Annotated in this window: 23 protein-coding genes; 12 read left to right on the top strand and 11 right to left on the bottom strand. The window is 58.0% G+C overall.

Annotated elements, in window-relative coordinates; translation table 11 throughout:
* Positions 1-2 precede the first annotated feature (2 nt).
* From AC13C0_RS02940 to tkt, 9 genes are all read right to left on the bottom strand, one after another.
* The gene (locus AC13C0_RS02940) at positions 3-254 is read right to left on the bottom strand and encodes a hypothetical protein (RefSeq protein ID WP_117618139.1); all 252 of its coding nucleotides are present in this window, start codon (positions 252-254) and stop codon (positions 3-5) included.
* Positions 255-435: 181 nt separating this feature from the next.
* Entirely contained in the window at positions 436-822 is a 387-nt protein-coding gene (locus tag AC13C0_RS02935; protein ID WP_341582532.1) for a HepT-like ribonuclease domain-containing protein, read from the bottom strand.
* On the bottom strand, positions 819-1,109 hold the full coding sequence (locus tag AC13C0_RS02930; protein WP_117618141.1) for a nucleotidyltransferase family protein: 291 nt from the start codon (positions 1,107-1,109) through the stop codon (positions 819-821). Before AC13C0_RS02930 ends, AC13C0_RS02935 begins: the two co-directional genes overlap by 4 nt.
* Before the next feature lie 176 nt (positions 1,110-1,285).
* The gene (locus AC13C0_RS02925; protein WP_482953929.1) at positions 1,286-1,630 is read right to left on the bottom strand and encodes a chaperone modulator CbpM; all 345 of its coding nucleotides are present in this window, start codon (positions 1,628-1,630) and stop codon (positions 1,286-1,288) included.
* A 13-nt stretch (positions 1,631-1,643) separates the two neighbouring features.
* Positions 1,644-2,615 (bottom strand): DnaJ C-terminal domain-containing protein, encoded by a 972-nt coding sequence (locus AC13C0_RS02920; RefSeq protein ID WP_482953928.1) that lies wholly within the window; start codon positions 2,613-2,615, stop codon positions 1,644-1,646.
* A 461-nt stretch (positions 2,616-3,076) separates the two neighbouring features.
* Positions 3,077-4,141, bottom strand: a complete 1,065-nt coding sequence (fba, locus tag AC13C0_RS02915) for a class II fructose-bisphosphate aldolase (RefSeq protein WP_482953927.1) — start codon at positions 4,139-4,141, stop codon at positions 3,077-3,079.
* 238 nt (positions 4,142-4,379) lie between these two features.
* Positions 4,380-5,540: a phosphoglycerate kinase gene (locus AC13C0_RS02910; protein ID WP_117618145.1), complete on the bottom strand. Its 1,161-nt coding sequence runs from the start codon at positions 5,538-5,540 to the stop codon at positions 4,380-4,382.
* 57 nt (positions 5,541-5,597) lie between these two features.
* Positions 5,598-6,638: a type I glyceraldehyde-3-phosphate dehydrogenase gene (gene gap, locus AC13C0_RS02905; RefSeq protein WP_341582533.1), complete on the bottom strand. Its 1,041-nt coding sequence runs from the start codon at positions 6,636-6,638 to the stop codon at positions 5,598-5,600.
* A complete protein-coding gene (tkt, locus tag AC13C0_RS02900) occupies positions 6,638-8,638 on the bottom strand; it encodes a transketolase (RefSeq protein ID WP_341582534.1) in 2,001 nt (666 codons plus the stop codon). The genes gap and tkt overlap by 1 nt, the downstream gene beginning before the upstream one ends.
* A gap of 225 nt (positions 8,639-8,863) precedes the next feature.
* On the opposite strand from tkt, the gene AC13C0_RS02895 reads away from it, so the two are divergent.
* The 12 genes from AC13C0_RS02895 to AC13C0_RS02840 all read left to right on the top strand — a co-directional run bounded on the left by AC13C0_RS02895 (position 8,864) and on the right by AC13C0_RS02840 (position 21,430).
* Complete coding sequence (locus AC13C0_RS02895) at positions 8,864-9,865, top strand: metalloregulator ArsR/SmtB family transcription factor (protein ID WP_341582535.1); 1,002 nt, start codon at positions 8,864-8,866, stop codon at positions 9,863-9,865.
* A 172-nt stretch (positions 9,866-10,037) separates the two neighbouring features.
* Positions 10,038-11,228 (top strand): methionine adenosyltransferase, encoded by a 1,191-nt coding sequence (gene metK / locus AC13C0_RS02890; RefSeq protein ID WP_117618149.1) that lies wholly within the window; start codon positions 10,038-10,040, stop codon positions 11,226-11,228.
* A gap of 554 nt (positions 11,229-11,782) precedes the next feature.
* Entirely contained in the window at positions 11,783-13,177 is a 1,395-nt protein-coding gene (gene ahcY / locus AC13C0_RS02885; protein ID WP_117618150.1) for an adenosylhomocysteinase, read from the top strand.
* A gap of 12 nt (positions 13,178-13,189) precedes the next feature.
* Positions 13,190-14,059, top strand: coding sequence for a methylenetetrahydrofolate reductase [NAD(P)H] (metF, locus tag AC13C0_RS02880; RefSeq protein ID WP_117618151.1), 870 nt, complete (start codon positions 13,190-13,192; stop codon positions 14,057-14,059).
* A gap of 279 nt (positions 14,060-14,338) precedes the next feature.
* A complete protein-coding gene (locus AC13C0_RS02875; protein WP_482953926.1) occupies positions 14,339-15,097 on the top strand; it encodes a transporter substrate-binding domain-containing protein in 759 nt (252 codons plus the stop codon).
* A gap of 88 nt (positions 15,098-15,185) precedes the next feature.
* Positions 15,186-15,857 (top strand): amino acid ABC transporter permease, encoded by a 672-nt coding sequence (locus AC13C0_RS02870; RefSeq protein WP_117618153.1) that lies wholly within the window; start codon positions 15,186-15,188, stop codon positions 15,855-15,857.
* Positions 15,858-15,870: 13 nt separating this feature from the next.
* Positions 15,871-16,617, top strand: a complete 747-nt coding sequence (locus tag AC13C0_RS02865; protein WP_117618154.1) for an amino acid ABC transporter ATP-binding protein — start codon at positions 15,871-15,873, stop codon at positions 16,615-16,617.
* Positions 16,618-16,783: 166 nt separating this feature from the next.
* Entirely contained in the window at positions 16,784-17,866 is a 1,083-nt protein-coding gene (locus AC13C0_RS02860; protein ID WP_117618155.1) for an OprO/OprP family phosphate-selective porin, read from the top strand.
* Between the two features lie 182 nt (positions 17,867-18,048).
* Complete coding sequence (locus tag AC13C0_RS02855) at positions 18,049-18,213, top strand: hypothetical protein (protein WP_162893701.1); 165 nt, start codon at positions 18,049-18,051, stop codon at positions 18,211-18,213.
* 117 nt (positions 18,214-18,330) lie between these two features.
* Positions 18,331-19,059, top strand: coding sequence for a TorF family putative porin (locus tag AC13C0_RS02850; protein ID WP_008175315.1), 729 nt, complete (start codon positions 18,331-18,333; stop codon positions 19,057-19,059).
* Between the two features lie 253 nt (positions 19,060-19,312).
* On the top strand, positions 19,313-20,665 hold the full coding sequence (locus AC13C0_RS02845) for an adenosylmethionine--8-amino-7-oxononanoate transaminase (RefSeq protein WP_482953925.1): 1,353 nt from the start codon (positions 19,313-19,315) through the stop codon (positions 20,663-20,665).
* 30 nt (positions 20,666-20,695) lie between these two features.
* Positions 20,696-21,430 carry a 16S rRNA (uracil(1498)-N(3))-methyltransferase gene (locus AC13C0_RS02840; protein ID WP_482953924.1) on the top strand — a complete coding sequence of 245 codons (735 nt, stop codon included), beginning with the start codon at positions 20,696-20,698 and terminating at the stop codon, positions 21,428-21,430.
* Between the two features lie 148 nt (positions 21,431-21,578).
* On the opposite strand, the gene AC13C0_RS02835 is transcribed toward AC13C0_RS02840, so the two are convergent.
* Both AC13C0_RS02835 and AC13C0_RS02830 read right to left on the bottom strand, forming a co-directional pair.
* Positions 21,579-21,779, bottom strand: a complete 201-nt coding sequence (locus tag AC13C0_RS02835; protein WP_008175323.1) for a YHS domain-containing protein — start codon at positions 21,777-21,779, stop codon at positions 21,579-21,581.
* A gap of 113 nt (positions 21,780-21,892) precedes the next feature.
* Positions 21,893-22,520, bottom strand: a 628-nt coding sequence (locus AC13C0_RS02830) for a thiolase family protein (protein WP_482953923.1), incomplete at its 5' end; no start/stop codon positions are given.

The following is a 22,520-nucleotide window of genomic DNA, read 5'->3' as shown; positions in this document are numbered from 1 at the left end:
GGTCACAGCAGACTCTCCACGCATTCAAAACACCGGCAATCTGCTGCGTGTATCTCTATGGCATTCGTGCTTTTGGTGGCAACTTCAAAGAACGGCACTTCACTATTGTCCGTTTCTGCAACCCACATACCTTTCGCCGTTGACCAAACAATTGAATGCGGTTCTTGATCAATCATGATGGTATCGTGCTCATAGAGGTCGTTCCCGTTGGTATCCTCGAACCCAGTGAACAACTCCAGATCGACGGTTTCCATGCTGTTTACCGCTGTGCAACCCTGTTGAAGTTGAAACCACAAAACGGGCAGGTGCCGTCAATGCGTGAACGTGTGCGGTAGCGTTTGCAGGTTGAGCGATAGCAGGTGACGCTCTGGCTCTTACTTGGATGCCATTTTTGGCGAGGCGGAGAAACGGCTTGGCTTTGTTTGTCGGCGATACTCATGGGGATGGAGATGCCCCCGGATAATTGAGGGATTGAATTACCTCCCCAACCTGCACTTCCAATTCCGGCAAATCTCTCTCGACAGTCCTCCAGACCACATCCAGATCGACTTTGAAGTACCCATGCGCCAAGGCATTTCGCGTGCCGTAAGCCGCTTTGAGGGGAAAATCTGGATGCTTTATCGCAAAGTCAGGGAAATGACGTTGGATACTACCTGCCGCCTCACCGATGATCTCCAGGTTGCGGATCACTGCATCCTGTTTCTCTTCATTAACAAGGAACCCGACTTGATCAATGTCCTGGAGATAGCGCTGAATACGACCGATAGCCTGCTGGATGTGCCCAAGGTAGTCTCTCAGGGCGAGTTCATCCCGACGACTCATACAGCCCGAGCCTCATTGAGCACTTCCATTTTCCACCTGTCAGGCAGCGCAGCGGGAGTCAGTACATCAACCTCTACTCCGAGGAGTTCAGTCAGCTCTGTGCGAATAGCACCAACATCGAAGAGGGAGGTTTCCTCCGTGGTGTCGATGAGGATGTCCAGATCGCTTGCATCCGTATCCTGTCCGTGGAGGACGGAACCGAAGATACGCGGGTTTTTGGCATGATGCCGCTCCACGATCTGCCGTATGGCATCACGGTGCTGTTGATATGCGGTAGATGGCTTCATACAGAGGCCCTCATTGGTACTCAGATAGCCTAACTTTAGGGCATCTAGTGTCCGCCGTCAATCACGCATTGCGTTTTTGCGCCATAGTTACGGCATAGTTACGGCATTTGAATCGAGCAGAGGAAATCTACGCCGAATTTCAGGCGCTGGAGGAGAAGAAATAGCCGGGGGAGCCTTTACTCCCCCATCAACTGCCTGATCCGATGGTTGAGCCGCGCCACTTCCCGGCGCATTTCCTCAACCTCATCGAGCAACTCCAGAGACATCGCGAGGCCGGGCAGATTCATTTTCAGATCCCGTTGCAGTCTTTGGGCTTTGCGCAACCGGTTTAGGGCCGCGACATCGAACTGCCATTGCCGGGCCCCCGGGGAGTCCTCCAGTGGCGCAATGATGCCGTAGTCAACCAGTTTGATAACAAACTCGGCATGGCATTCGCCGCGTTCGCAGATTTCACGCAGGGTGAAGGTGCTGCCATCCTGGTCGAACACCTCTACCGTCAGAATATGGTCTTGCTTGTTCATCCCTTACTCCCGCTCACACGTGAAGCCTGCTGCGTGGATTGAAGTTTTTCTCTGCCTCGGCCAACTGGGCATAGAGCTTTTCAGCCTCCGGGCTGTGTTTCTCAGGCATGGCCACCTGAAGAACGACGATCTGGTCGCCCGGATGTTTGCCCGGGAAGCCTTTGCCCTTGAGCCTGAGCTTACGGCCGCTGGTGGAGCCCTTCGGGACTTTGACATTCACCTTGGAGCCAACCGTTGGCACAGTCACCGTTGCACCCAGAGCCGCCTCCCAGGGCGCCACGGGCACGGTAACCATGACATCGCGGCCTTCAATGGTGAAATGCGGATGCGGCGCGAACTCCACCTCGATGAACAGATCGCCAGGCTCACCGCCGCCAATACCCGGAGCACCCTGACCTTTCAGGCGGATATGCTGCCCCTCGCGCATGCCGGCGGGGATCTTCACTTTCAGGGTTTTCTGCCTCGGAATAACCCGGCCATGCGGGTCGGCTTCGTGCACGGTAAACGACACCTGCTTGTCGCAGCCATGGAAGGCTTCTTCCAGGAACAGGGCGATCCTGGCGTGGACGTCTTCACCGCGTATTTTCATGTTCTGGCGGAAACCTCCACTATCAGAACCACCGGAGAACCCACCCCGGCGACGGCCTCCGAAGATCTCCTCGAAGAAATCGCTGAACTGGCGGGCATCGGCCTCAGTATAGCCACCGCCGCCAAAACCGGATGCGCTCTGCCATCCGGGTGGCGGCTCGAACGAACCATCAGCCTTGGCGCCGTACTTGCGCAGCTGATCATATTCCGCCCGCTTCTCGGGGTCTTTCAATACTTCGTAGGCCTCACCAAGATCCTTGAACCTGGTGTCGGCGTCCTTTTCCTTGCTGACATCCGGATGGTATTTCCGGGCCAGCTTCCGGTAAGCCTTTTTGATCTCCTCGGAGGAGGCAGACTCGCTCACACCGAGTACGGCGTAATAGTCTTTGAAGTCCATTCTGGTCCTCATCACTGATTATCGCACTGAGCGTTTTGCTCGTTTACTAACCAATATATTTGATGAGGTTCGGGAAATTACAAGGGGAGACTGGCAGTTACTTGAGGTGGATCATGATGGCGAGTTCTTATCTGCAGCCTGAAATAGTTGGTGCAGGTGCAGGCGCCGGCGTGGAGGGAGCGTTCAGAAAACGCCCGTAAATACGTCCCTGTAGGGCTTCGTCGCGCCATCCCTGGCGCTCCAGATTTCTGAACGCTCCCTCCACACCAACGCTCTGAACATCGACGATATATCCGGAGGTTCAAAATAATTGGGGCGGAAGCGCTGTTCAAAACTGTCTGTGGCCAAGGATGGCCACAGCCAAGCCCTACATGGACGTACTTGCGGGCGTGTTTTGAACAGGGCTTCCGCCCCAATTCTGCCCCGCAACCTTCAGGCTACGGAACAATCAGCTCACAGGCTTACTTGACCTTGGGGTCCAGCTCGCCAGAGGCGTAACGCTCGAACATGCGCTCAAGATTAACCGGCTTGATCTTGCTGGCGTTGCCGGCACAACCAAAGGCTTCGTAGCGTGCGATGCACACGTCGGTCATGGCCTTCATGGTTTCCTTGAGGAATTTGCGCGGGTCAAACTCGGCGGGGTTTTCTGCAAGGAACCGACGAACGGCACCAGTACTGGCCAGGCGCAGGTCGGTGTCGATGTTGACCTTGCGCACGCCGTGCTTGATACCTTCCACGATTTCTTCAACCGGGACACCGTAGGTTTCCGGGATCTCGCCGCCGTATTCGTTGATGATCTTCAGCCACTCCTGGGGTACGGAGCTGGAGCCGTGCATGACCAGATGGGTGTCCGGGATACGGGCGTGGATGGCTTTGATCTGGTCGATAGCCAGGATGTCGCCTGTGGGCGGACGGGTAAACTTGTAGGCGCCGTGGCTGGTACCGATGGCGATGGCCAGGGCGTCCACGTGGGTCTTCTTGACGAAATCCGCGGCTTCTTCCGGGTCGGTCAACATCTGGCTGTGGTCCAGGGTGCCTTCGGCGCCGATGCCGTCTTCTTCACCGGCCTGGCCGGTTTCCAGGGAGCCGAGGCAGCCCAGTTCGCCTTCTACGGAGACGCCACAGGCGTGGGCCATTTCAACGGTGCGGCGGGTGACGTCAACGTTGTAGTCGTAGTCGGTCGGGGTTTTGCCGTCTTCACCGAGGGAGCCGTCCATCATCACGGAGCTGAAGCCCAGTTGGATGGAGCGCTGGCACACGGAGGGGCTGGTGCCGTGGTCCTGGTGCATGACCACCGGGATGTGCGGGAATTCTTCGATGGCCGCGAGGATCAGGTGGCGCAGGAAGGGGGCGCCGGCGTATTTGCGGGCACCGGCAGAGGCCTGGACAATCACCGGGGAGTCGGTTTTGTCGGCGGCTTCCATGATGGCGCGCATCTGTTCCAGGTTGTTGACGTTAAAGGCTGGCACACCGTAACCATGCTCGGCGGCGTGATCCAGCATTTGCCGCATCGAAATCAGGGCCATGGGTCGTCTCCTTCATTTGGACTTTGGATGTTTGAATTCTGTTTTGGTGCAGACTTTGGTCGTCAGACGTTGGAGTCTGCTGCGGCAGGTGGGGACCGCTTTCCGGGACACGCTGTGAATACGTCCGTGTACGCTTGACTGCAGCATCCATGCTGCAGACAGTCCCGGAAAGCGGTCCCCCACCTGCCTTGCGATTCTGACCTTATTGCTAGCCTCAGTCAGAACCGCATCTATTTGTTCACTCTCCGCGCTCTTCCAGTACCGCTACCGCCGGCAGTGTTTTGCCTTCGACGAACTCGAGGAAGGCGCCACCGCCGGTGGAGATGTAGGAGATTCTGTCAGCAACGCCGTACTTGTCAACGGCGGCGACGGTGTCTCCACCGCCGGCCAGGGAGAAGGCGTTGCTTTCGGCGATGGCCAGAGCGAGTGCTTTGGTGCCATTGCCGAACTGGTCAAATTCGAAAACGCCGACCGGGCCGTTCCAGAGGATGGTTTTGGCGTTTTTCAGTACGTCGGCGAACTTGCCAGCGGTTTCCGGGCCGACGTCGAGGATCATGTCGTCGTCGCTGACGTCGGAGATGTTCTTGGTGGTGGCGGTGGCGGTTTCGGCGAATTCGCTGGCTACCACTACGTCGACCGGCAGAGGGATTTCAACGCGGGAGGCAATGTCCTTGGCGGTGTCGATCAGGTCGTGCTCGCACAAGGATTTACCGACCGGGTGACCCGCTGCGGCCAGGAAGGTATTGGCGATGCCGCCGCCAACGATGATCTGGTCGCAGACTTTTTCCAGGGCGTTGAGTACATCCAGCTTGGTGGAGACCTTGGAGCCGCCAACGATGGCAACGACGGGCTTGGCCGGGTTGTCCAGGGCTTTGCCGAGGGCATCCAGTTCAGCGGCCAACAGCGGGCCGGCGCAGGCTTCGGGGGCGAATCTTGCCACACCGTGGGTGGAGGCCTGGGCGCGGTGGGCGGTGCCGAAGGCGTCCATTACGTAGACGTCGCACAGGGCGGCGTACTTCTTTGCGAGGTCTTCGTTGTCTTTCTTTTCGCCTTTGTTGAAGCGGACGTTTTCAAACAGGACCACTTCGCCATCGGCGACTTCAACGCCGTCCAGGTAGTCCTTGATCAGGCGCACTTCCTGGCCCAGCACCCTGGAGAGATGGTCAGCGACGGGCTTCATGGAGGAGGCTTCGTCGTACACGCCTTCTTCCGGGCGCCCCAGGTGTGACATCAGCATGACCCTGGCGCCGGCGTCTTTGGCGGCCTTGATGGTCGGTAGTGACGCGCGGATGCGGGCGTCGCTGGAGACCTTGCCATCCTTGACCGGCACGTTCAGGTCTTCGCGGATCAGCACCCGCTTGCCGGCGAGGTTGAGGTCGGTCATTTTCTTGATGGCCATAACGTTCTTCCCTAAGTCTGTGTGAACACGTGAACATGGGTCTGCCCCCATACGGGGTCAGACCCCTTTTTCAGTCTTTTCCAGCCAACAGCGGCTGACATCGAGCATCCGGTTCGCGAACCCCCACTCATTGTCGAACCAGCACAGCACTTTCACCATGGTGCCCCCGGTTACCCGGGTCTGACCGCCGTCCACGATGCCGGAATGGGCGTCGTGGTTAAAATCGGAGCTGGCCAGCAGTTCGTCGGTGTAACCGAGAATGCGCATCAACGGGCCGTTGGCGGCCTCTTCTAACAGTTTGTTCACCGTTGCCACATCCGTGGACTTGCCCACATTAACGACCATGTCGATGGCAGACACGTTCATGGTGGGCACCCGCATGGCCACCGAACTGAACTTACCCACCATGTGAGGCAGCAGGCGCTCGATGCCTTTGGCGAGCCCGGTTTCCACCGGGACGATGTTGTGCAAAGCGCTGCGGGTGCGGCGCAGGTCCTGGTGATGATAGGCATCGATCACCGGCTGGTCGTTCATCGCCGCGTGAATGGTGGTGGTACTGCCCTGCTCCACATCGAAGGCTTCGTCCAGTACCTTGATTACAGGCACCAGGCAATTGGTGGTGCAGGAGGCGGCGGCGACGATGACGTCCTCCGGGCAGAGATCGCGGTCGTTGATGCCGTAGACCACGGTGCGGTCCACATCCGATTCCGCCGGCTGGGAAAACAGCAGACGTTTGGCACCGGCCTGGATATGGCGTTCTGCGGTGGCGCGATCGGAATAGGCGCCGGAACACTCAAGCACCAGGTCAACTTTCAGGAGATCCCAGGGCAGCTCCGCCGGTTCGGAATGGCGCAGGACCCTGATGGCGTCACCATTGACCATCAGGTCCTGGCCCGCTACGGAAATCTCACCCTGGAACCGGCCATGGGTGGAATCGTAGCGGGTCAGGTGGGCAATGGTGTCGATATCCGACAGCTCATTAATGGCGACCACCTGCAGGTGGTCGCGGAAGCCGTTTTCATAAAGCGCACGCAACACGCACTGGCCGATTCGGCCGTACCCGTTGATGGCAATGCGAAAAGGCGCGGAGTCTGTCATCAGGCGTCCAGCAATTCAGCGGCCACTTCCAGAACATTGTCGACGGTAAAGCCGAATTCCTTGAACAGCTCACCGGCAGGCGCGGACTCACCAAAGGTGGTCATGCCGATAATACGGCCGTCCAGGCCCACGTACTTGTACCAGTAGTCGGCAATGCCGGCTTCGATAGCAATGCGGTTGGTCACGTCCAGCGGCAGAATCTGCTGCTTGTACTCGGCGCTCTGGGCATCGAAGGTATCGGTTGACGGCATGGAAACCACACGCACCTTGCTACCCTGCGCACGCAATTTGGTAGCGGCGTCCTGGGCCAGGCCCACTTCGGAGCCGGTAGCGATCAGGATCAGTTCCGGTGCGCCTTCGCTGTCAGACAGGATGTAAGCACCCTTGGCCACATCCGCGAGCTGCCGGGCATCGCGGTCCTGGTGCGGTAGTCCCTGACGGGAGAAGACCAGGGCAGTCGGGCCGTCGGTGCGCTCGAGGGCCGCTTTCCAGGCCACGGCGGTTTCCACCGTGTCGGCCGGGCGCCACATGCTCATATTCGGCGTGGTGCGCAGGCTGGCCATCTGCTCAACTGGCTGGTGAGTGGGACCATCCTCGCCCAGGCCGATGGAGTCATGGGTGAACACAAAGATTGAACGCTGCTTCATCAGCGCGGCCATCCGAACCGCGTTGCGGCAGTATTCCATGAAGATCAGGAAGGTGGCGCCGTAGGGCACGAAGCCGCCGTGCAGGGCGATGCCGTTCATGATCGCGACCATGCCGAACTCGCGCACGCCGTAGTGGATGTAGTTGCCGCTGGCGTCTTCCCTGGTCAGTCCCTTGCTGCCGCCCCAGATGGTCAGGTTGGAACCGGCCAGGTCGGCCGAACCACCCATCAGTTCCGGCAACAGGGGACCGTAGGCGTTCAGGGTGTTCTGGGAGGCCTTGCGGGAGGCAACCGTTTCGCCCTTGTCCTGGCATTCCTGAATGTAGGCCTGGGCCTTGCCGGCAAAATCTGAAGGCAGATCACCGGCCATGCGGCGCTTGAATTCCGCGGCCAGCTCTGGCTCGGCCTTTTCGTATGCGGCGAACGCCTGCTCCCACTCTGACTGAGCCGCTGCGCCTTTTTCACGTGCGTTCCAGGCGGCTGCGATTTCGGACGGAACCTCAAACGGGCCGTATTGCCAGCCCAGTTGCTCGCGGGTCAGCGTGATTTCGTCGTCACCGAGCGGCGCACCGTGGCTGTCTTCCTTGCCCTGCTTGTTGGGAGAGCCGAATCCGATGATGGTCTTGCAACAGATCATGGTGGGCTGATCGGTGTTGGCGCGGGCAGCCTCAATGGCAGCGCGCACGGCGTCGGCATCGTGGCCGTCCACCGCCGGAATCACCTGCCAGCCGTAGGCTTCGAAACGCTTCGGGGTGTCGTCGGTGAACCAGCCTTCCACTTCACCATCAATGGAAATGCCGTTGTCGTCGTAGAAGCAGATCAGCTTGCCCAGGCCCAGGGTGCCGGCCAGGGAGGCCACTTCGTGGGAGATTCCCTCCATCAGGCAGCCGTCACCGAGGAAGGTGTAGGTGTAGTGATCCACAATGTCGTGGCCGGGACGGTTGAACTGCGCTGCCAGCGCCTTTTCCGCCAGGGCGAAACCCACGGAATTGGCAAAACCCTGCCCGAGAGGACCGGTGGTGGTTTCAACGCCCGGGGTATAACCGTATTCCGGGTGGCCCGGTGTTTTCGAGTGCAACTGACGAAAATTCTTCAGGTCGTCAATGGAAACGTCGTAACCGCTCAGGTGCAGCAGGGAGTACTGCAGCATGGAGCCGTGACCGTTGGACAGCACGAAGCGGTCCCGGTTGGCCCACTGAGGGTTAGCCGGGTTGTGGCTCAGATAATCGTTCCACAGTACCTCGGCGATATCCGCCATACCCATGGGCGCACCCGGGTGGCCGGACTTGGCTTTCTGAACCGCATCCATGCTCAGCGCGCGAATGGCGTTGGCGAGATCTTTACGAGACGGCATTGACGTTTCTCCAGTGTTTATCGGGAAAGAATTCGGACTGCTTAAAAAAGAGGCGCGTATTTTCGCCGATTACTGTGTGCCGGGGCAAATCGGCATAGACCTCTTTCACGATTGTTTGCCTGTGGATTACCGAAACGGGCTGATTCCAAAGAATCACAAACCTATATCAAAATTTTTTGATATTCCTGTTGATTGACCACCCAAACCCCCCTAAACTTCTCAGCCATGACATCCCTGAACGCACACGCAAACGAAATGTCCTCCGTTGACGCACTGGCTCCGATCTTCAAGGCAAGCGGGGACCCTTTGCGCCTGGAGATCCTGCGTGTGCTGAGACGGGATACCTTTGGAGTGCTGGAACTCAGCCAGCTGTTCGATATGCGCCAGTCCGGCATGAGCCATCACCTGAAGGTGATGAACAAGGCCGGCTTGCTCGAGCCCCAGCGGGAAGGCAACGCGATTTTCTACCGCCGCCCCCTGCACCTGGACACTGACAAGCCAACGGACCAGACCATCCGCCAGATTTTTGAAGCGGTGGACAGGGTGCCTCTGCCGCCGAACCTTCAGGAAAAAATTGAAGCGATCCGCAACCAGCGGGCGGATCAGTCCCAGGCGTTTTTCGCACGGTACGCCGAACAGTTCCGGGAACAGCAGGAACTGATTGCAGCCTTTGATCTGTATGCCGAGCCTGTGGCAGCGCTGATTCGCAAGCGGTCCGGGAAACACCAGTGGCAGACTGCCCTGGAGATCGGGCCCGGCGAAGGCGCGTTCCTGCCGGTACTGGCGGAGCTTTGCGGGCATGTGGTTGCCCTCGACAACAGCCGGGACATGCTGGCCAAGGCCACCCGCACCTGTATTGACCAGCGGCTGAACAATATTGATCTGATTGAGGGCGTAACCGACACACTGCTCGCCCGGGGTGACGGGTTTGACCTGGTGGTCGCCAACATGGTGCTGCACCACGTGCCCAGCCCGGCCGACATTTTTCTGGACGCATCGGCCCTGATGAACAACGGCGGCTGCCTGGTCATCAGTGATTTGTGCAGCCACGACCAGGACTGGGCCAAAGAGAACTGCGGTGACCTCTGGCTGGGTTTTGAACCGGAAGAGCTGACCGCCTGGGCCACGGATGCGGGTTTAAGTGCCGGAGAACAATTGTTTATCGGCCTTCGCAACGGCTTTCAGATACAGGTTCGGGAATTCTGGAAAAACGGCGGACAGATCTGACGACTGACATCTCAATATCAATAAATTTTGATATACAGATACGTAGTTTTACGTATCCTTACACAGACCAACAACCCGGTAACCGGAAGACACTTTTAAGATTGGCCCAAGAAAGGCTGAAGAAAGACTCTTACCGGTCTGAATTTGAAACGCTCACAGAGGAGCACGCTTTATGTCTGACTACAACATCTTCACTTCCGAATCGGTCTCTGAAGGCCACCCGGACAAACTGGCCGACCAGATCTCCGACGCGATCCTGGACGCGATCCTGACCGACGACCCCCACGCCCGTGTTGCCTGTGAAACCATGGTAAAAACCGGCGTAGCCATTGTCGGCGGTGAGATCACCACCAGCGCCTGGGTCGACCTGGAAGACCTGGTGCGCGGCGTGATCAAAGACATCGGCTACACCTCCTCCAAAGTCGGATACGACGGCGACACCTGCGGCATCATCAACATCATCGGCAAGCAGTCTGTAGACATCGCCCAGGGCGTTAACCGCCAGAAGCCGGAAGACCAGGGTGCCGGCGACCAGGGCCTGATGTTTGGCTACGCCAGCAACGAAACCGACGTGCTGATGCCCGCGCCGATTACCTTCTCGCACCGTCTGGTCCAACGTCAGGCCGAGGCCCGCAAGAGCGGCCTGCTGCCGTGGCTGCGCCCGGATGCGAAAAGCCAGGTGACCTGCCGCTATGAAAATGGCCGGGTTGCCGGCATCGACGCGGTGGTCCTTTCCACCCAGCACGATGAAGACGTTACCCAGGAAGATCTGAAAGAAGCGGTGATGGAACTGATCGTCAAGCATGCCCTGCCGGCAGAGCTTCTGCACAAGGATACCCAGTTCCACATCAACCCGACCGGCAAGTTCGTCATTGGCGGCCCGGTGGGCGACTGTGGCCTGACCGGCCGCAAGATCATCGTGGACACCTACGGCGGCATGGCCCGCCACGGTGGCGGCGCCTTCTCCGGCAAGGATCCATCCAAGGTTGACCGTTCCGCCGCCTACGCCAGCCGTTACGTCGCCAAGAACATCGTCGCCGCCGGGCTGGCCGACAAGTGCGAGATCCAGGTGTCCTATGCCATCGGCGTGGCACAGCCAACCTCGATCTCCCTGAACACCTTCGGCACCGGCAGGATCAGCGACGACAAGATCATCGACCTGATCCGCCAGAACTTTGACCTGCGCCCTTACGCGATCACCAACATGCTCGACCTGCTGCACCCGATGTACCGGGCAACCGCAGCCTACGGTCACTTTGGCCGCGATCCCTATGAGATGACCGTCGGTGGCAAGACCTTCACCGCGTTCCCATGGGAGAAGACCGACCGTGCGGCCGCTCTTAAGGATGCTGCGGGTCTGTGAGGCCAGGATTCCGGGTCTGAACATTGGAGTTAGGCCCGCTTTGGTTCAACCCGTCACCTTTCGGGGGTGGCGGGGATGAGTGATCTCCTTCGGGGACACGCTACAAGCACCCGCAAGCGGGTCCAGCCCGCAATCGCAGATTGCGGTCGTCCAGCTGTCGCATGAAGCTTCGCTTCATAAACGCTCGGCTGGACCCATGTGCGCTTGTTTCGGGCCGTCCATGGCCCTCTACAGTCCCCGAAGGAGATCACTCATCCCCGCCGCAGAATTGTGGTGAGGGCAGTTCAAAAAGCCTAGTGCCTTTCTATACGACACAGGAAAGGCCCAATCAGGTTTTCGAGCGTATTCATGACCGCATACGCCAAGAGTTTAAACAGAGGGGGTGGGGATAACCTGCCGTGGAATGTTGGAGGCCAAGGATGGCCGGAAACAAGCGCACATGGACGTGCTCGTAGCGGTTCCACGGCAGGTTATCCCCACCCCCGAAACTCCCAAAATCAGAGGCCAAGGGAATTACGTACACCCCGGCCAAATCAGACTGACAGGAGAACACCATGAGCACTCCCGCAGAAAAACTGAACAGCTTTGACGACTACAAAGTCCGCGATATTTCCCTGGCCGACTGGGGCCGGAAGGAAATCAACATCGCCGAAGGCGAAATGCCCGCCCTGATGAAGCTCCGCGAGAAATACAAAGCCGAGCAGCCGCTGAAAGGCGCCAACATCATGGGCTGTATCCACATGACCATCCAGACCGCCGTGCTGATCGAAACCCTGGTGGAGCTGGGCGCCAACGTACGCTGGTCCTCCTGCAACATCTTCTCCACCCAGGACCAGGCCGCAGCCGCCATCGCGGCACAAGGCATTCCGGTGTTCGCCTGGAAAGGCGAGACCGATGAAGAATACGACTGGTGCCTTGAGCGCACTGTCGGTGCCGATGTCGACGGCTGGGAACCGAACATGATCCTGGACGACGGCGGCGACCTGACGGCCCTGCTTCACGAGAAGTATCCGGAAGTTCTGGCCAACTGCCACGGTGTGACCGAAGAAACCACCACCGGCGTGCATCGCCTGCAGGAAATGCTGCGCGAAGGCACCCTCAAGGTTCCCGCCATCAACGTGAACGATGCCGTGACCAAGTCCAAGAACGACAACAAGTACGGTTGTCGCCACAGCCTGAACGACGCCATCAAACGCGCCACTGACCACTTGATGGCGGGCAAAAAAGCACTGGTTATCGGTTATGGCGATGTGGGTAAAGGCTCTGCTGCTTCGCTGCGCCAGGAGGGCATGATTGTGAAAATCACCGAAGCCGACCCCATCTGCGCCATGCAGGCCTGCATGGACGGTTTTGAAGTGGTGTCTCCGTACATCGATGGCGTGAACACCGGCACTGAGGCTGGCGTTAACCGCGCCCTGCTGCAGAACACCGACCTGCTGGTAACCACTACCGGCAACACGAACGTGTGTGACGCGCACATGCTCAAGGCCCTGAAGCCCGGGGCTGTGGTGTGCAACATCGGCCACTTCGACAACGAAATCGATACCGCCTACATGCGCAAGAACTGGGAATGGGACGAGGTGAAGCCGCAGGTTCACATTGTGTACCGCGACAAGGCCACCAACGACCACCTGATTCTGCTCTCCGAAGGCCGCCTGGTGAACCTGGGTAACGCCACCGGCCACCCGTCACGGATCATGGACGGCTCCTTCGCCAACCAGGTTCTGGCCCAGATGCACCTGTTCGAGCGCAAGTTCGCCGACCTGCCGGAAGATGCCCGGGAAAAAGGCGTTTACGTTCAGGTCCTGCCGAAGCACCTGGACGAGGAAGTGGCCCGGGCCATGGTGGAAGGTTTTGGTGGCGTGATCACCAGGATGACCCCGGAGCAGGCCAAATACATCGGTGTACCGGTCGAAGGCCCGTACAAGCCGGAAAGCTACAAGTACTGATCGGGTATCAAGATGCAATCCCAGAAACAGTTCAGACGCCGTTTCAGCTTTGAGTTTTTCCCGCCCAAGACCGACCAGGGCAAGGAGAAACTGCAGAACGTGCGCAACCAGCTGGCCGGGGTAAATCCGGACTTTTTCTCGGTCACCTTCGGCGCCGGCGGTTCCACCCGGGACCGCACCATTGAAACCGTGCTCAACCTGCACCGGCAGGGCATTTCCACGGCACCACACCTCTCCTGTGTCGGGGGCACCCGCCAGGAAATCGGCGAGCTGCTGGATCTGTATAAAGAGCACGGGATCAACCGGATTGTCGCCCTTCGGGGCGACCTGCCCTCCGGGATGGGGGCTGCCGGTGAGCTGCGCCATGCCAACGAGCTGGTGGCGTTTATCCGCGAGCACAGCGGTGACACCTTCAATCTGGAAGTCGCGGCGTACCCTGAGTTTCATCCCCAGGCCCGTAACGCCGAAGAAGACCTGCAGAACTTCGCCCGTAAGGTGAAGGCTGGCGCCAACAGCGCCATTACCCAGTACTTCTTCAATGCAGACAGCTACTTCTATTTCATTGACCGTCTGGAGCAAATGGGCGTCACCATTCCGGTGGTGCCGGGCATCATGCCCATCGTCAATTTCTCCAGCCTGGTCCGCTTCTCCGACATGTGCGGCGCGGAAGTCCCGCGCTGGATTCGCAAGCAGCTCGAAGCCTACGGCGACGACAGCGACTCCATCCGCAAGTTCGGCGAAGAAGTGGTTACCGGGATGTGTGAAAAGCTTCTCAAGGCCGGCGCACCAGGCCTGCACTTTTATACCCTCAACCAGGCAGAACCCAGCATCAGCATCTGGAAGAACCTGGGCATCAGTGATCGGGAAAAGATCGCCTTCTGAGTGAATCCCGGGGTCATGAATCCGGGGTCAGATGAACGCTTTCACAACGAAGTGAACTCGGGGTCAGATGAACGCTTTCATCTGACCCCATTTTCGACCCGACACCGTTAACTCTCCCCTCCCCAAGCATTTGATTTCCTGTGCACATCTGCGTAATAGTCTAAAGTGGTTGTGATGCAGTTCCATCAACGCTCCCCGGAGATCGCCGTCAACAGCAGTGGTTGGTCCGGCTTGCCTTACCGGGCGAATGGGGCCTCATAAAAAAGAAAAGGAGAAGGTATGAGCACGAAATGGCTGAAGACAGTCAGCACCAGCCTGGCACTCACCGTTGCCGCAGGAACCGTCAGCGCAGAAACCCTGCGTGTCGTCACTGACCCGAGTTTTGTTCCGTTTGAAATGATGGATCAGCAAACCGGTGAAATGATCGGTTTCGATATGGAAATCATCCGTGAGGTTGCTGACCGCGCCGGTTTCGAGATTGATCTCAACACCATGGATTTCAACGGCATCATCCCGGCACTGCAAACCGGGAACGTGGACATCGCCATCGCGGGCATCACCATTACTGACCAGCGCGAAGAGATCGTTGATTTCTCTGATCCATACTACGATTCCGGTCTGCGTATTCTGGTCCGCCAGGGCGAAGATGGCGTAACGGAGTTAGACGATCTGGAAGGCAAGAAAATTGGCACCAAGATCGGCAGCACCAGTTACGACTACCTGGTAAAGACCCTCGAAGAAGACGATGGTGTCACTCCGTATCCCGGCAGCTCAGACATGTACATGGCGCTGATGTCCCGTGCCATTGATGCGGTCTTCTACGATGCGCCGAACGTTGGTTACTTTGCCCGCACCAAGGGTGAAGGCAAGGTCAAGACGGTTGGACCGCTTTACGAAGGCCAGCAATACGGCATCGCCCTCAAGAATGGCAGTGAGTGGGTCGATGATGTCAACGCGGCTCTCGCGGCCATGAAAGAAGATGGCACCTACAAAACCATCTATGAAAAATGGTTTGGCCCGATGCCAGAAGGCATGTAAGGACCGGACCCGCAAGGTCTGATTCCCTGCGCCGGGGTGTGTTCACTCCGGCCGTTCCTGACTCCAAAACGCTGCGGAGATCCTCACTGTGGAATTCCAGTTTCAGTTCGACTGGCAGGCTGCCATCGACTCCATCCCTTTTCTGCTTGAAGGGATTCCCTACACCCTCCTGATTTCCTTCGGTGGCCTGGTCATTGGTTTTGCCCTGGGCATTTTCTTCGGCCTGCTGAGCATCAACAAGCGATGGTTCCTGAAATGGCCGGCGACCGCCTACATCGAAATTTTTCGCGGTACTCCGATCCTGGTCCAGGTCCTGTTTATCTTTTACGGCCTGCCCGACCTGATCGGCGGCCCGATCGATCCCCTGACCGCCGGTATCGCAGCCATTGCGCTGAACTCCGGCGCCTATATTTCGGAAGTGGTTCGCGGTGGTGTTCAGTCCATTGCCAAAGGCCAGAGCGAAGCGGGCCTTTCCCTGGGCCTGTCCAGAACCCAGACATTCTGGTCCATCATCTGGCCCCAGGCATTCCGCCGGATGATTCCGCCGCTGGGCAACCAGGCCATCGTCAGCATCAAGGACACGTCTCTTTTCTCGGTCATTGGTGTGGGCGAGCTGGTCCGCCAGGGCCAGATCTACATTGCCAACACCTTCACCGCGTTTGAGGTGTATTTCGTGGTCGCGATCCTGTATCTCGCCATTACCCTCTCTCTGTCCCTGATTCTCCGCTACGTCGAGCGGCGCGGACTGGTCTCTGTCTGAAGGAAAGGTACCCATGACTCATATTGTAGAAATGAAGGGCATGAACAAGTACTTCGGCAACCTGCATGTCCTGAAAGATATAGATTTAACCGTCGAACAAGGCGAAGTGGTGGTCATTATCGGCGCCAGTGGCTCCGGTAAGTCCACCCTGATCCGTTGCGTCAATGGCCTGGAAGAGTTTGAATCCGGTCATCTGAAGGTGGATGGCCACGAGCTTGCGCCAAAGAGCGGTAATCCGAAAGCCCTGGCCGAGATCCGCAAGGAAGTCGGTATGGTATTCCAGCAGTTCAACCTGTTCCCGCACCTCACGGTGAAGAAGAACATCATGCTGGCACCCCGGAAGGTCAAGAGCGAATCACCGACAGTTGCCAATGCCACTGCTGAACGACTGCTGAGCCGGGTTGGCATCGGAAATCAGGCAGACAAGTATCCAAGCCATCTGTCGGGCGGCCAACAACAACGCGTTGCCATTGCCCGGGCCCTGGCCATGGAACCGCGCCTGATGCTGTTCGACGAGCCAACGTCAGCCCTGGATCCGGAAATGATCGGTGAAGTGCTGGACGTCATGCGCGAGCTGGCCAAAGAAGGGATGACCATGATGGTCGTCACCCACGAAATGGGCTTTGCCCGCGAAGTGGCCGACCGGGTGATCTACATCCACGAGGGCCAGATTGTCGAGCAAGGCAAACCCGAAGACGTCTTCGACAACCCCCAGAACGAGCGCACCCAGTCATTCCTGTCACGGGTACTCGCGCACTGAGCTAAGCCGCCCAGACAAAGCCCCTGCTTCCGGGGGCTTTTCTTCAGGTTTTTCTTTTTTCAGGGTCGACTAATTGGTTTTCTGTAACTTTTTCGCAATGTTAGCCAAATACACTTACCCCGGTGTTCCAAAATACACAAGCAAACCGACAAGGTAAGAGAAAACCATGGCTAAGAAATATTTGAGCTTGATGCTGGCGGTTTCCGCTGTTTCCGCACAGGCCGGTACTGTTACGACTGACGGTGAGGACCTGGTGATCAATACCGAGAGTGGTATTGAGGTCAAAACGTCTGATGATTTGGCATCCTTTCAGCTTGGTGGCCGTATCCAGTGGGATTACGACGCAACGCAGTCGGATGACAACGGCGTTGATACCAAGGATTTTGATGTGCGGCGTGCACGCTTATACGTCAAGGGCCATTATGGCGACTGGGCCTACAAGACTCAGTTTAACGTCGCGGAAAGTGAGGGTGCCGACGGCGGTGACGTCGAAGACCTTTACATTCGGTACCTGGGGTTTGGCTCAGTTGCAAGCGTCACCATCGGTAAGCAGAAAGAGCCTTTCGGCCTGGAAGAACTGACAAGCTCGAAAGACATTTCCGCGCTAGAGCGCTCCGCCATGACCGAGCGTTATGCTCCCGGACGCAGTGGCGGTATTCAGCTGAGCGGGAAGGGAAGTAACTGGACCTACGGTATCGGTTATTTTGAAGCGGATGGTGACGGCAGCAACGACTTCAATAATACGGCGATAACGGCACGGGGTACGTTTGCGCCGATTCAAACGAATGATGCCGTTGTTCATCTTGGCGCGGGTTATACCACGCGTGAGGCCGATGTTCAGGCTGATGAAATCGATACCTACAATCTGGAACTGGCTGGCCGTATGGGGCCTTTCCACGCTCAGGCCGAATACTTCGATTCCGAGGAAGGGCAGTTGGATGTCGATGGCTACTACGTGCAGCTCGGCTGGGTCATTACCGGAGAGAGTCGCCCCTACAAAGCGGGCGTGTTTAAGCGGGTAAAGCCGTCATCGCCCAGAGGTGCCTGGGAAGTAATCGCCCGTTTTGAAGAGGGTGATGGAAAATACAGTGACGTGGGGCTGGCCACAACCGACGGCGAGCAAACGACGCTGGGTGTTAACTACTACGCCAATAAGAATGTCCGACTCGGCTTGAGCTACATGGACGGCGAGCAAGCCAGCGGCGAAAGCGGAGATGAGGTCCGTGCGCGGTTCCAGTATGCGTTTTGATCATGCATGATCCCCGGTTCCGCTTATGTAAGGCTCAAGCCAAATGGTAAAATTGCTGTATAAACAGCAAGATGGTTATTGGGTTTGGGTTCTGTCCGCGTTGGCGCTGATACTGGCGAGATAAAGAGTTAATCAGGTTTCAGGGGCAGATTTTTCTGCCCCTTTTTTATGGTGCGCCCGACATGGCGCGCAGCGCGTTGACCGGCGTTGTTCCGGTACAGCGCCGGGGCTGGCCGGATGACTTTGGGCGCAAAAAGGTCAAGGGCGACCAGGCTGGCACTAAAATCGAGCGCCACACTGATCGAACGATGGATATCGCTCCATTTTGGGGCGCTGCGGATTTATGAATCGGACTTCGCTACTGCTTTTTAGAATTAAAGTTATAATAAACAACAAGTTATAATGATTGGCACCTTGTTTGCTCCTGAGGAATGCGAAAAGCGCAACTTAAAAAGGTGTACATAATGGATAAGCAAGTTCTCAGAAAATCCGGATTGCTCGGTGTTGGTCTGTTTGCAGTTCTTCAGGCAACTCCTTCAATGGTCAGCGCTGACGTAAGCGCCAATGTAGGCGTCTCCAGCAATTACCTCTTCCGTGGCGTGACACAAACAGACAATTCAGCTGCTGTCCAGGGTGGGCTCGACTACGAGCATGCGTCCGGCTTGTATGCCGGTGTATGGGGTTCCAATGTGGATTTTGGCGACGGGACCAGCTATGAGTTTGACCTCTATGCGGGTTACTCGGGCGCTATCAACGATATCGGATATGACGTCGGGTATATATATTATGCTTACCCGGACGCTCCCGCCTCTATTGATTTCGGGGAGATATACGGGGAGCTGAGTTACGGGTATTTATCCGCGGGGCTAGCCTATACAGTAAACAGTGACAACAGCACACCAGGGCTGTTCGTGGAAGGTGATGTCTTCTATTACCTGAGCGCCCACATGCCATTGGAAAATGATTTCAGTGCAGGTGTTACATTAGGCTACTACGACTTTACCGACGACAAAAAACCGTCCGTGGGCGAGGCGAGCTATGGACACGCCGCCGTCAACGTGACCAAGGATGCGGGAACGCTCGGCTCCGTCAGTATCAATCTGGAATATTCGGATATCGACCCGGACAGCGCCCTTGGCTCCGTCAACTCGGATGATCCGAAATTCTGGCTTGGCTGGAGTAAAAGCTTCTGATTACGGACGCTTTTCCAGTGATTTTGGTCAAGTGAAAGCAGGCCCGGTCAATGGGCCTGCGTCCTGAAATCCTGCTACAGTAAATTATTGGGATTTTTTAATCCCCGTCCCATCAGCGTCCCCTTAGTCTTTCTTAAGGAATTCCGAGGCTCTGGAAGTTTGTCGGCATTGGCCAGTCGCCGCTGTTAACGGTAATATCCGCACAGGTTAACCGCCGACAATCCAGAACACGACCGTCTGATGGAGAATTCTCATGCGCAATGCTGACCTCGTCGCCCGTGGCCTCAAATCCGTGTGGCATCCCTGCACCCAGATGAAAGACCATGAAGGAACCCTGCCACTGGTCCCGATCAAGCGGGGCGAAGGTGTCTGGCTGGAAGACTTCGAGGGCAACCGGTTCATCGACGCCGTGAGCTCCTGGTGGGTCAACCTGTTCGGCCATGCCAATCCGAGAATCAACGCCGCGATCCAGGAACAAATTGGCCAGCTTGAGCATGTCATCCTGGCCGGCTTTACCCATGAGCCCGTGGTCAACCTGTCCGAGCGCCTGATTGAGGCAACTCCGGAAGGACTCAACAAATGCTTTTACGCCGACAACGGCTCGTCTGCGATCGAAGCCGCCCTCAAGATGAGCTTCCACTACTGGAAAAACCACGGTAAACCGGGCAAGAAAAACTTCGTGAACCTGAGCAACAGCTACCATGGGGAAACTCTGGGCGCACTGGCCCTCGGCGATGTATCTCTGTACAAGGACACCTACCAGCCTTTGTTGATGGAAGTCCTGACGGCGCCCTCCCCAGATGCGTTTAACAAAGAACCGGGTGAGACCGATGAGGATTACGCACTGCGCCAGTTTGAGGCCATGGAAACACTGCTGGCCGAAAAGCACGACGAAATCTGCGCCGTGGTGGTGGAACCTTTAATCCAGTGTGCCGGCGGCATGCGCATGCACCACCCGATTTACCACACCAGGCTGAGAGAAGCCTGCGACCGCTATGGCGTGCACCTGATTGCCGATGAGATTGCAGTGGGCTTTGGCCGAACCGGCACCCTGTTCGCCTGCGAGCAGTCGGGCATCACCCCGGATTTCATGTGTCTGTCCAAGGGGCTGACCGCTGGCTACCTGCCGCTGTCCGTAGTGCTGACCACCGATGATGTCTACAACGCATTTTACGACGACTATGAAACCCTCAAGGCCTTCCTGCACAGCCACAGCTACACTGGCAACCCAATTGGCTGCGCTGTGGCACTGGCCACCCTGGACACCTTCCGGGACGACAACGTTATCGAGAGCAATCGCAGGCTCTCCACCTGCATGGCCGAATCTGTTGCCCACCTGGCGGACCACCCCAACGTGGGAGATATCCGCCAGCACGGCATGACCCTCGCCGTAGAGATGGTGAAAGACAAGGCATCGAAAACCCCGTTCCCCTGGCAGGAACGGCGGGGAATCCGGGTGTATCAGCATTCATTGACCCGCCAGGCCTTGCTTCGCCCCCTGGGTAATGTGGTTTACTTCATGCCGCCTTACGTAATCACCGAAGAACAGATCCGGCACCTCGCCCAGGTCGCAACGGAAGGCATAGAAATCGCGGTTCGGGACTGAGAACCGTCCCGTAACCTGAGAGAACCATCCATGCGCATACCCCGCATCTACACCGATTCCGCCCTCAGCGAGGGCGCAACCGCTGATCTTGATGACAATGCCGCCCAGCACGTGGGCCGGGTATTGCGCATGCAGCCGGGGCAGGAACTGCTGCTGTTCAACGGTAACGGCAACGACTACCCCGCCACGATTATCAGTGCCAGCAAAAGAAACGTTGAAGTACAGGTGGGCACGCCGGAAGCCAACGCCACCGAGTCCCCCCTGGAAATCGTCCTTGGCCAGACCCTTTCCAAAGGCGACCGCATGGACTACGCCGTGCAAAAAGCCGTGGAAATGGGCGCCACCCGCATCGTGCCGTTAACCACCGAACGTTGTGACGTCAAACTCAGGGGCGACCGGGAAGACAAGCGCCTGCGCCACTGGCAATCCGTCGCCATCAGCGCCGCCGAGCAATGTGGCCGCGCCCGGGTGCCCGAGATCCTGCCGGTGATGACCGTTTCCGAGTGGCTGGAACACAGCCGGGACTGCGAGGTGCGTCTTGTCCTTCACCACCGCACCAAGCACGCACTCAAAGCCATTATCCCCCCCGAACGCGTCGCCCTGATGATTGGCCCCGAGGGCGGACTTTCCCGAGAGGAAATCGTCCAGGCGGAAAAAGAAGGTTTCCTGCCGGTGGCCCTGGGCCCTCGGGTACTGAGAACCGAAACCGCACCGGTTGCAGCCATGGCGCTTTGCCAATGGCTGTGGGGCGATATCGGCAGCTGACCAACCCCGACCGTGCCGCCGTCTCGATCTGGCGCCCACGTCATCGACATAGAGGGGTCGGCGACAGAATCCCTGTCAGCCTGCAGCAAAGCCGGGCATCACTCAACAGCCAGGGCGTTGCCGATCACGGTCACGAATGCTGCCAGGTTCACCCACGCCTTGACCCATGCTGCCGGTGCGCCCGAACATACCGTTCGGGGTCCGCGTCGAACTGTTCGCGGCAAGCCGTCGCACAGAAGTAATAGTGTTTACCTTGGTATTCGGACTCCGCAGGGGCTGTCTTGTAGCTGACCTGCATGCCACAGACCGGATCCTCGAAAGATTTTTGCTCTTCTCGTCCGCGTTTCATTGTTGCCCTCTCTCTTTTACAGTTCACAATAATGCAGATTTTGCTGCGCCTTTCCATTAACAGACCACCGCATCGGTGAGCTTATCGAGCTGCGCGTGCGGGTTGATTCGTGATTACGCCAGGCGTTCCAACGCCAGCGCTACCCCCTGGCCGCCACCGATGCACAGGGTAACCACGCCACGGCGCACGCCATCCCGGGCCATGGCGTGTAACAGACGGGTGGTCAGCACAGCGCCGGTGGCTCCGATTGGATGGCCGTGCGCAATCGCGCCGCCTTCCACGTTAACGATATCCTCGGCCAGACCGAGCTCCCGGGTCAGGGCAAGGACGATGGCGGCAAAGGCTTCGTTGATCTCGATGCGCTCGATATCACCCATGCTCCAGCCGGCACGTGCCAGTGCCTGTTGCACCGCCGGTACCGGGCCCAGGCCGAAATAGCCGGGCTCCACCGCGCCGATGCCGTAACTCACCAGCCGCGCCATGGGCTCAAGGCCACGGCGTTCCGCCCAGGCGCGATCAGCGACGATCATTGCTGCCGCACCCGTGTTCAGCCCAGGGGCGTTACCGGCGGTAATGGTGCCGTCCTTGCGGAAGGCCGGCCTGAGTTTGCCGAGGCCCTCGGCGGTGGCGTCGGGGCGATTGTGCTCATCGCGCCCGAAGGCCGCCGTGCCCTTGTGGGATGTGACTTCGACCGGCACGATCTCGGCGTCGAAGCGTCCTGCCGCCTGAGCCTCGCTGAAG

The sequence above is a fragment of the Marinobacter sp. B-21 genome (assembly GCF_056857895.1).
This window is presented reverse-complemented; position numbering and strand designations above follow the sequence as displayed.

What these genes read in the sequence shown, in the direction of transcription:
- AC13C0_RS02940 (WP_117618139.1), bottom strand. Translation starts at nt 254, where the DNA reads ATGGAAACCGTCGATCTGGAGTTGTTCACTGGGTTCGAGGATACCAAC.
- AC13C0_RS02935 (WP_341582532.1), bottom strand. Translation starts at nt 822, where the DNA reads ATGAGTCGTCGGGATGAACTCGCCCTGAGAGACTACCTTGGGCACATC.
- AC13C0_RS02930 (WP_117618141.1), bottom strand. Translation starts at nt 1,109, where the DNA reads ATGAAGCCATCTACCGCATATCAACAGCACCGTGATGCCATACGGCAG.
- AC13C0_RS02925 (WP_482953929.1), bottom strand. Translation starts at nt 1,630, where the DNA reads ATGAACAAGCAAGACCATATTCTGACGGTAGAGGTGTTCGACCAGGAT.
- AC13C0_RS02920 (WP_482953928.1), bottom strand. Translation starts at nt 2,615, where the DNA reads ATGGACTTCAAAGACTATTACGCCGTACTCGGTGTGAGCGAGTCTGCC.
- fba (WP_482953927.1), bottom strand. Translation starts at nt 4,141, where the DNA reads ATGGCCCTGATTTCGATGCGGCAAATGCTGGATCACGCCGCCGAGCAT.
- AC13C0_RS02910 (WP_117618145.1), bottom strand. Translation starts at nt 5,540, where the DNA reads ATGGCCATCAAGAAAATGACCGACCTCAACCTCGCCGGCAAGCGGGTG.
- gap (WP_341582533.1), bottom strand. Translation starts at nt 6,638, where the DNA reads ATGACAGACTCCGCGCCTTTTCGCATTGCCATCAACGGGTACGGCCGA.
- tkt (WP_341582534.1), bottom strand. Translation starts at nt 8,638, where the DNA reads ATGCCGTCTCGTAAAGATCTCGCCAACGCCATTCGCGCGCTGAGCATG.
- AC13C0_RS02895 (WP_341582535.1), top strand. Translation starts at nt 8,864, where the DNA reads ATGACATCCCTGAACGCACACGCAAACGAAATGTCCTCCGTTGACGCA.
- metK (WP_117618149.1), top strand. Translation starts at nt 10,038, where the DNA reads ATGTCTGACTACAACATCTTCACTTCCGAATCGGTCTCTGAAGGCCAC.
- ahcY (WP_117618150.1), top strand. Translation starts at nt 11,783, where the DNA reads ATGAGCACTCCCGCAGAAAAACTGAACAGCTTTGACGACTACAAAGTC.
- metF (WP_117618151.1), top strand. Translation starts at nt 13,190, where the DNA reads ATGCAATCCCAGAAACAGTTCAGACGCCGTTTCAGCTTTGAGTTTTTC.
- AC13C0_RS02875 (WP_482953926.1), top strand. Translation starts at nt 14,339, where the DNA reads ATGAGCACGAAATGGCTGAAGACAGTCAGCACCAGCCTGGCACTCACC.
- AC13C0_RS02865 (WP_117618154.1), top strand. Translation starts at nt 15,871, where the DNA reads ATGACTCATATTGTAGAAATGAAGGGCATGAACAAGTACTTCGGCAAC.
- AC13C0_RS02860 (WP_117618155.1), top strand. Translation starts at nt 16,784, where the DNA reads ATGGCTAAGAAATATTTGAGCTTGATGCTGGCGGTTTCCGCTGTTTCC.
- AC13C0_RS02855 (WP_162893701.1), top strand. Translation starts at nt 18,049, where the DNA reads ATGGCGCGCAGCGCGTTGACCGGCGTTGTTCCGGTACAGCGCCGGGGC.
- AC13C0_RS02850 (WP_008175315.1), top strand. Translation starts at nt 18,331, where the DNA reads ATGGATAAGCAAGTTCTCAGAAAATCCGGATTGCTCGGTGTTGGTCTG.
- AC13C0_RS02845 (WP_482953925.1), top strand. Translation starts at nt 19,313, where the DNA reads ATGCGCAATGCTGACCTCGTCGCCCGTGGCCTCAAATCCGTGTGGCAT.
- AC13C0_RS02840 (WP_482953924.1), top strand. Translation starts at nt 20,696, where the DNA reads ATGCGCATACCCCGCATCTACACCGATTCCGCCCTCAGCGAGGGCGCA.
- AC13C0_RS02835 (WP_008175323.1), bottom strand. Translation starts at nt 21,779, where the DNA reads ATGAAACGCGGACGAGAAGAGCAAAAATCTTTCGAGGATCCGGTCTGT.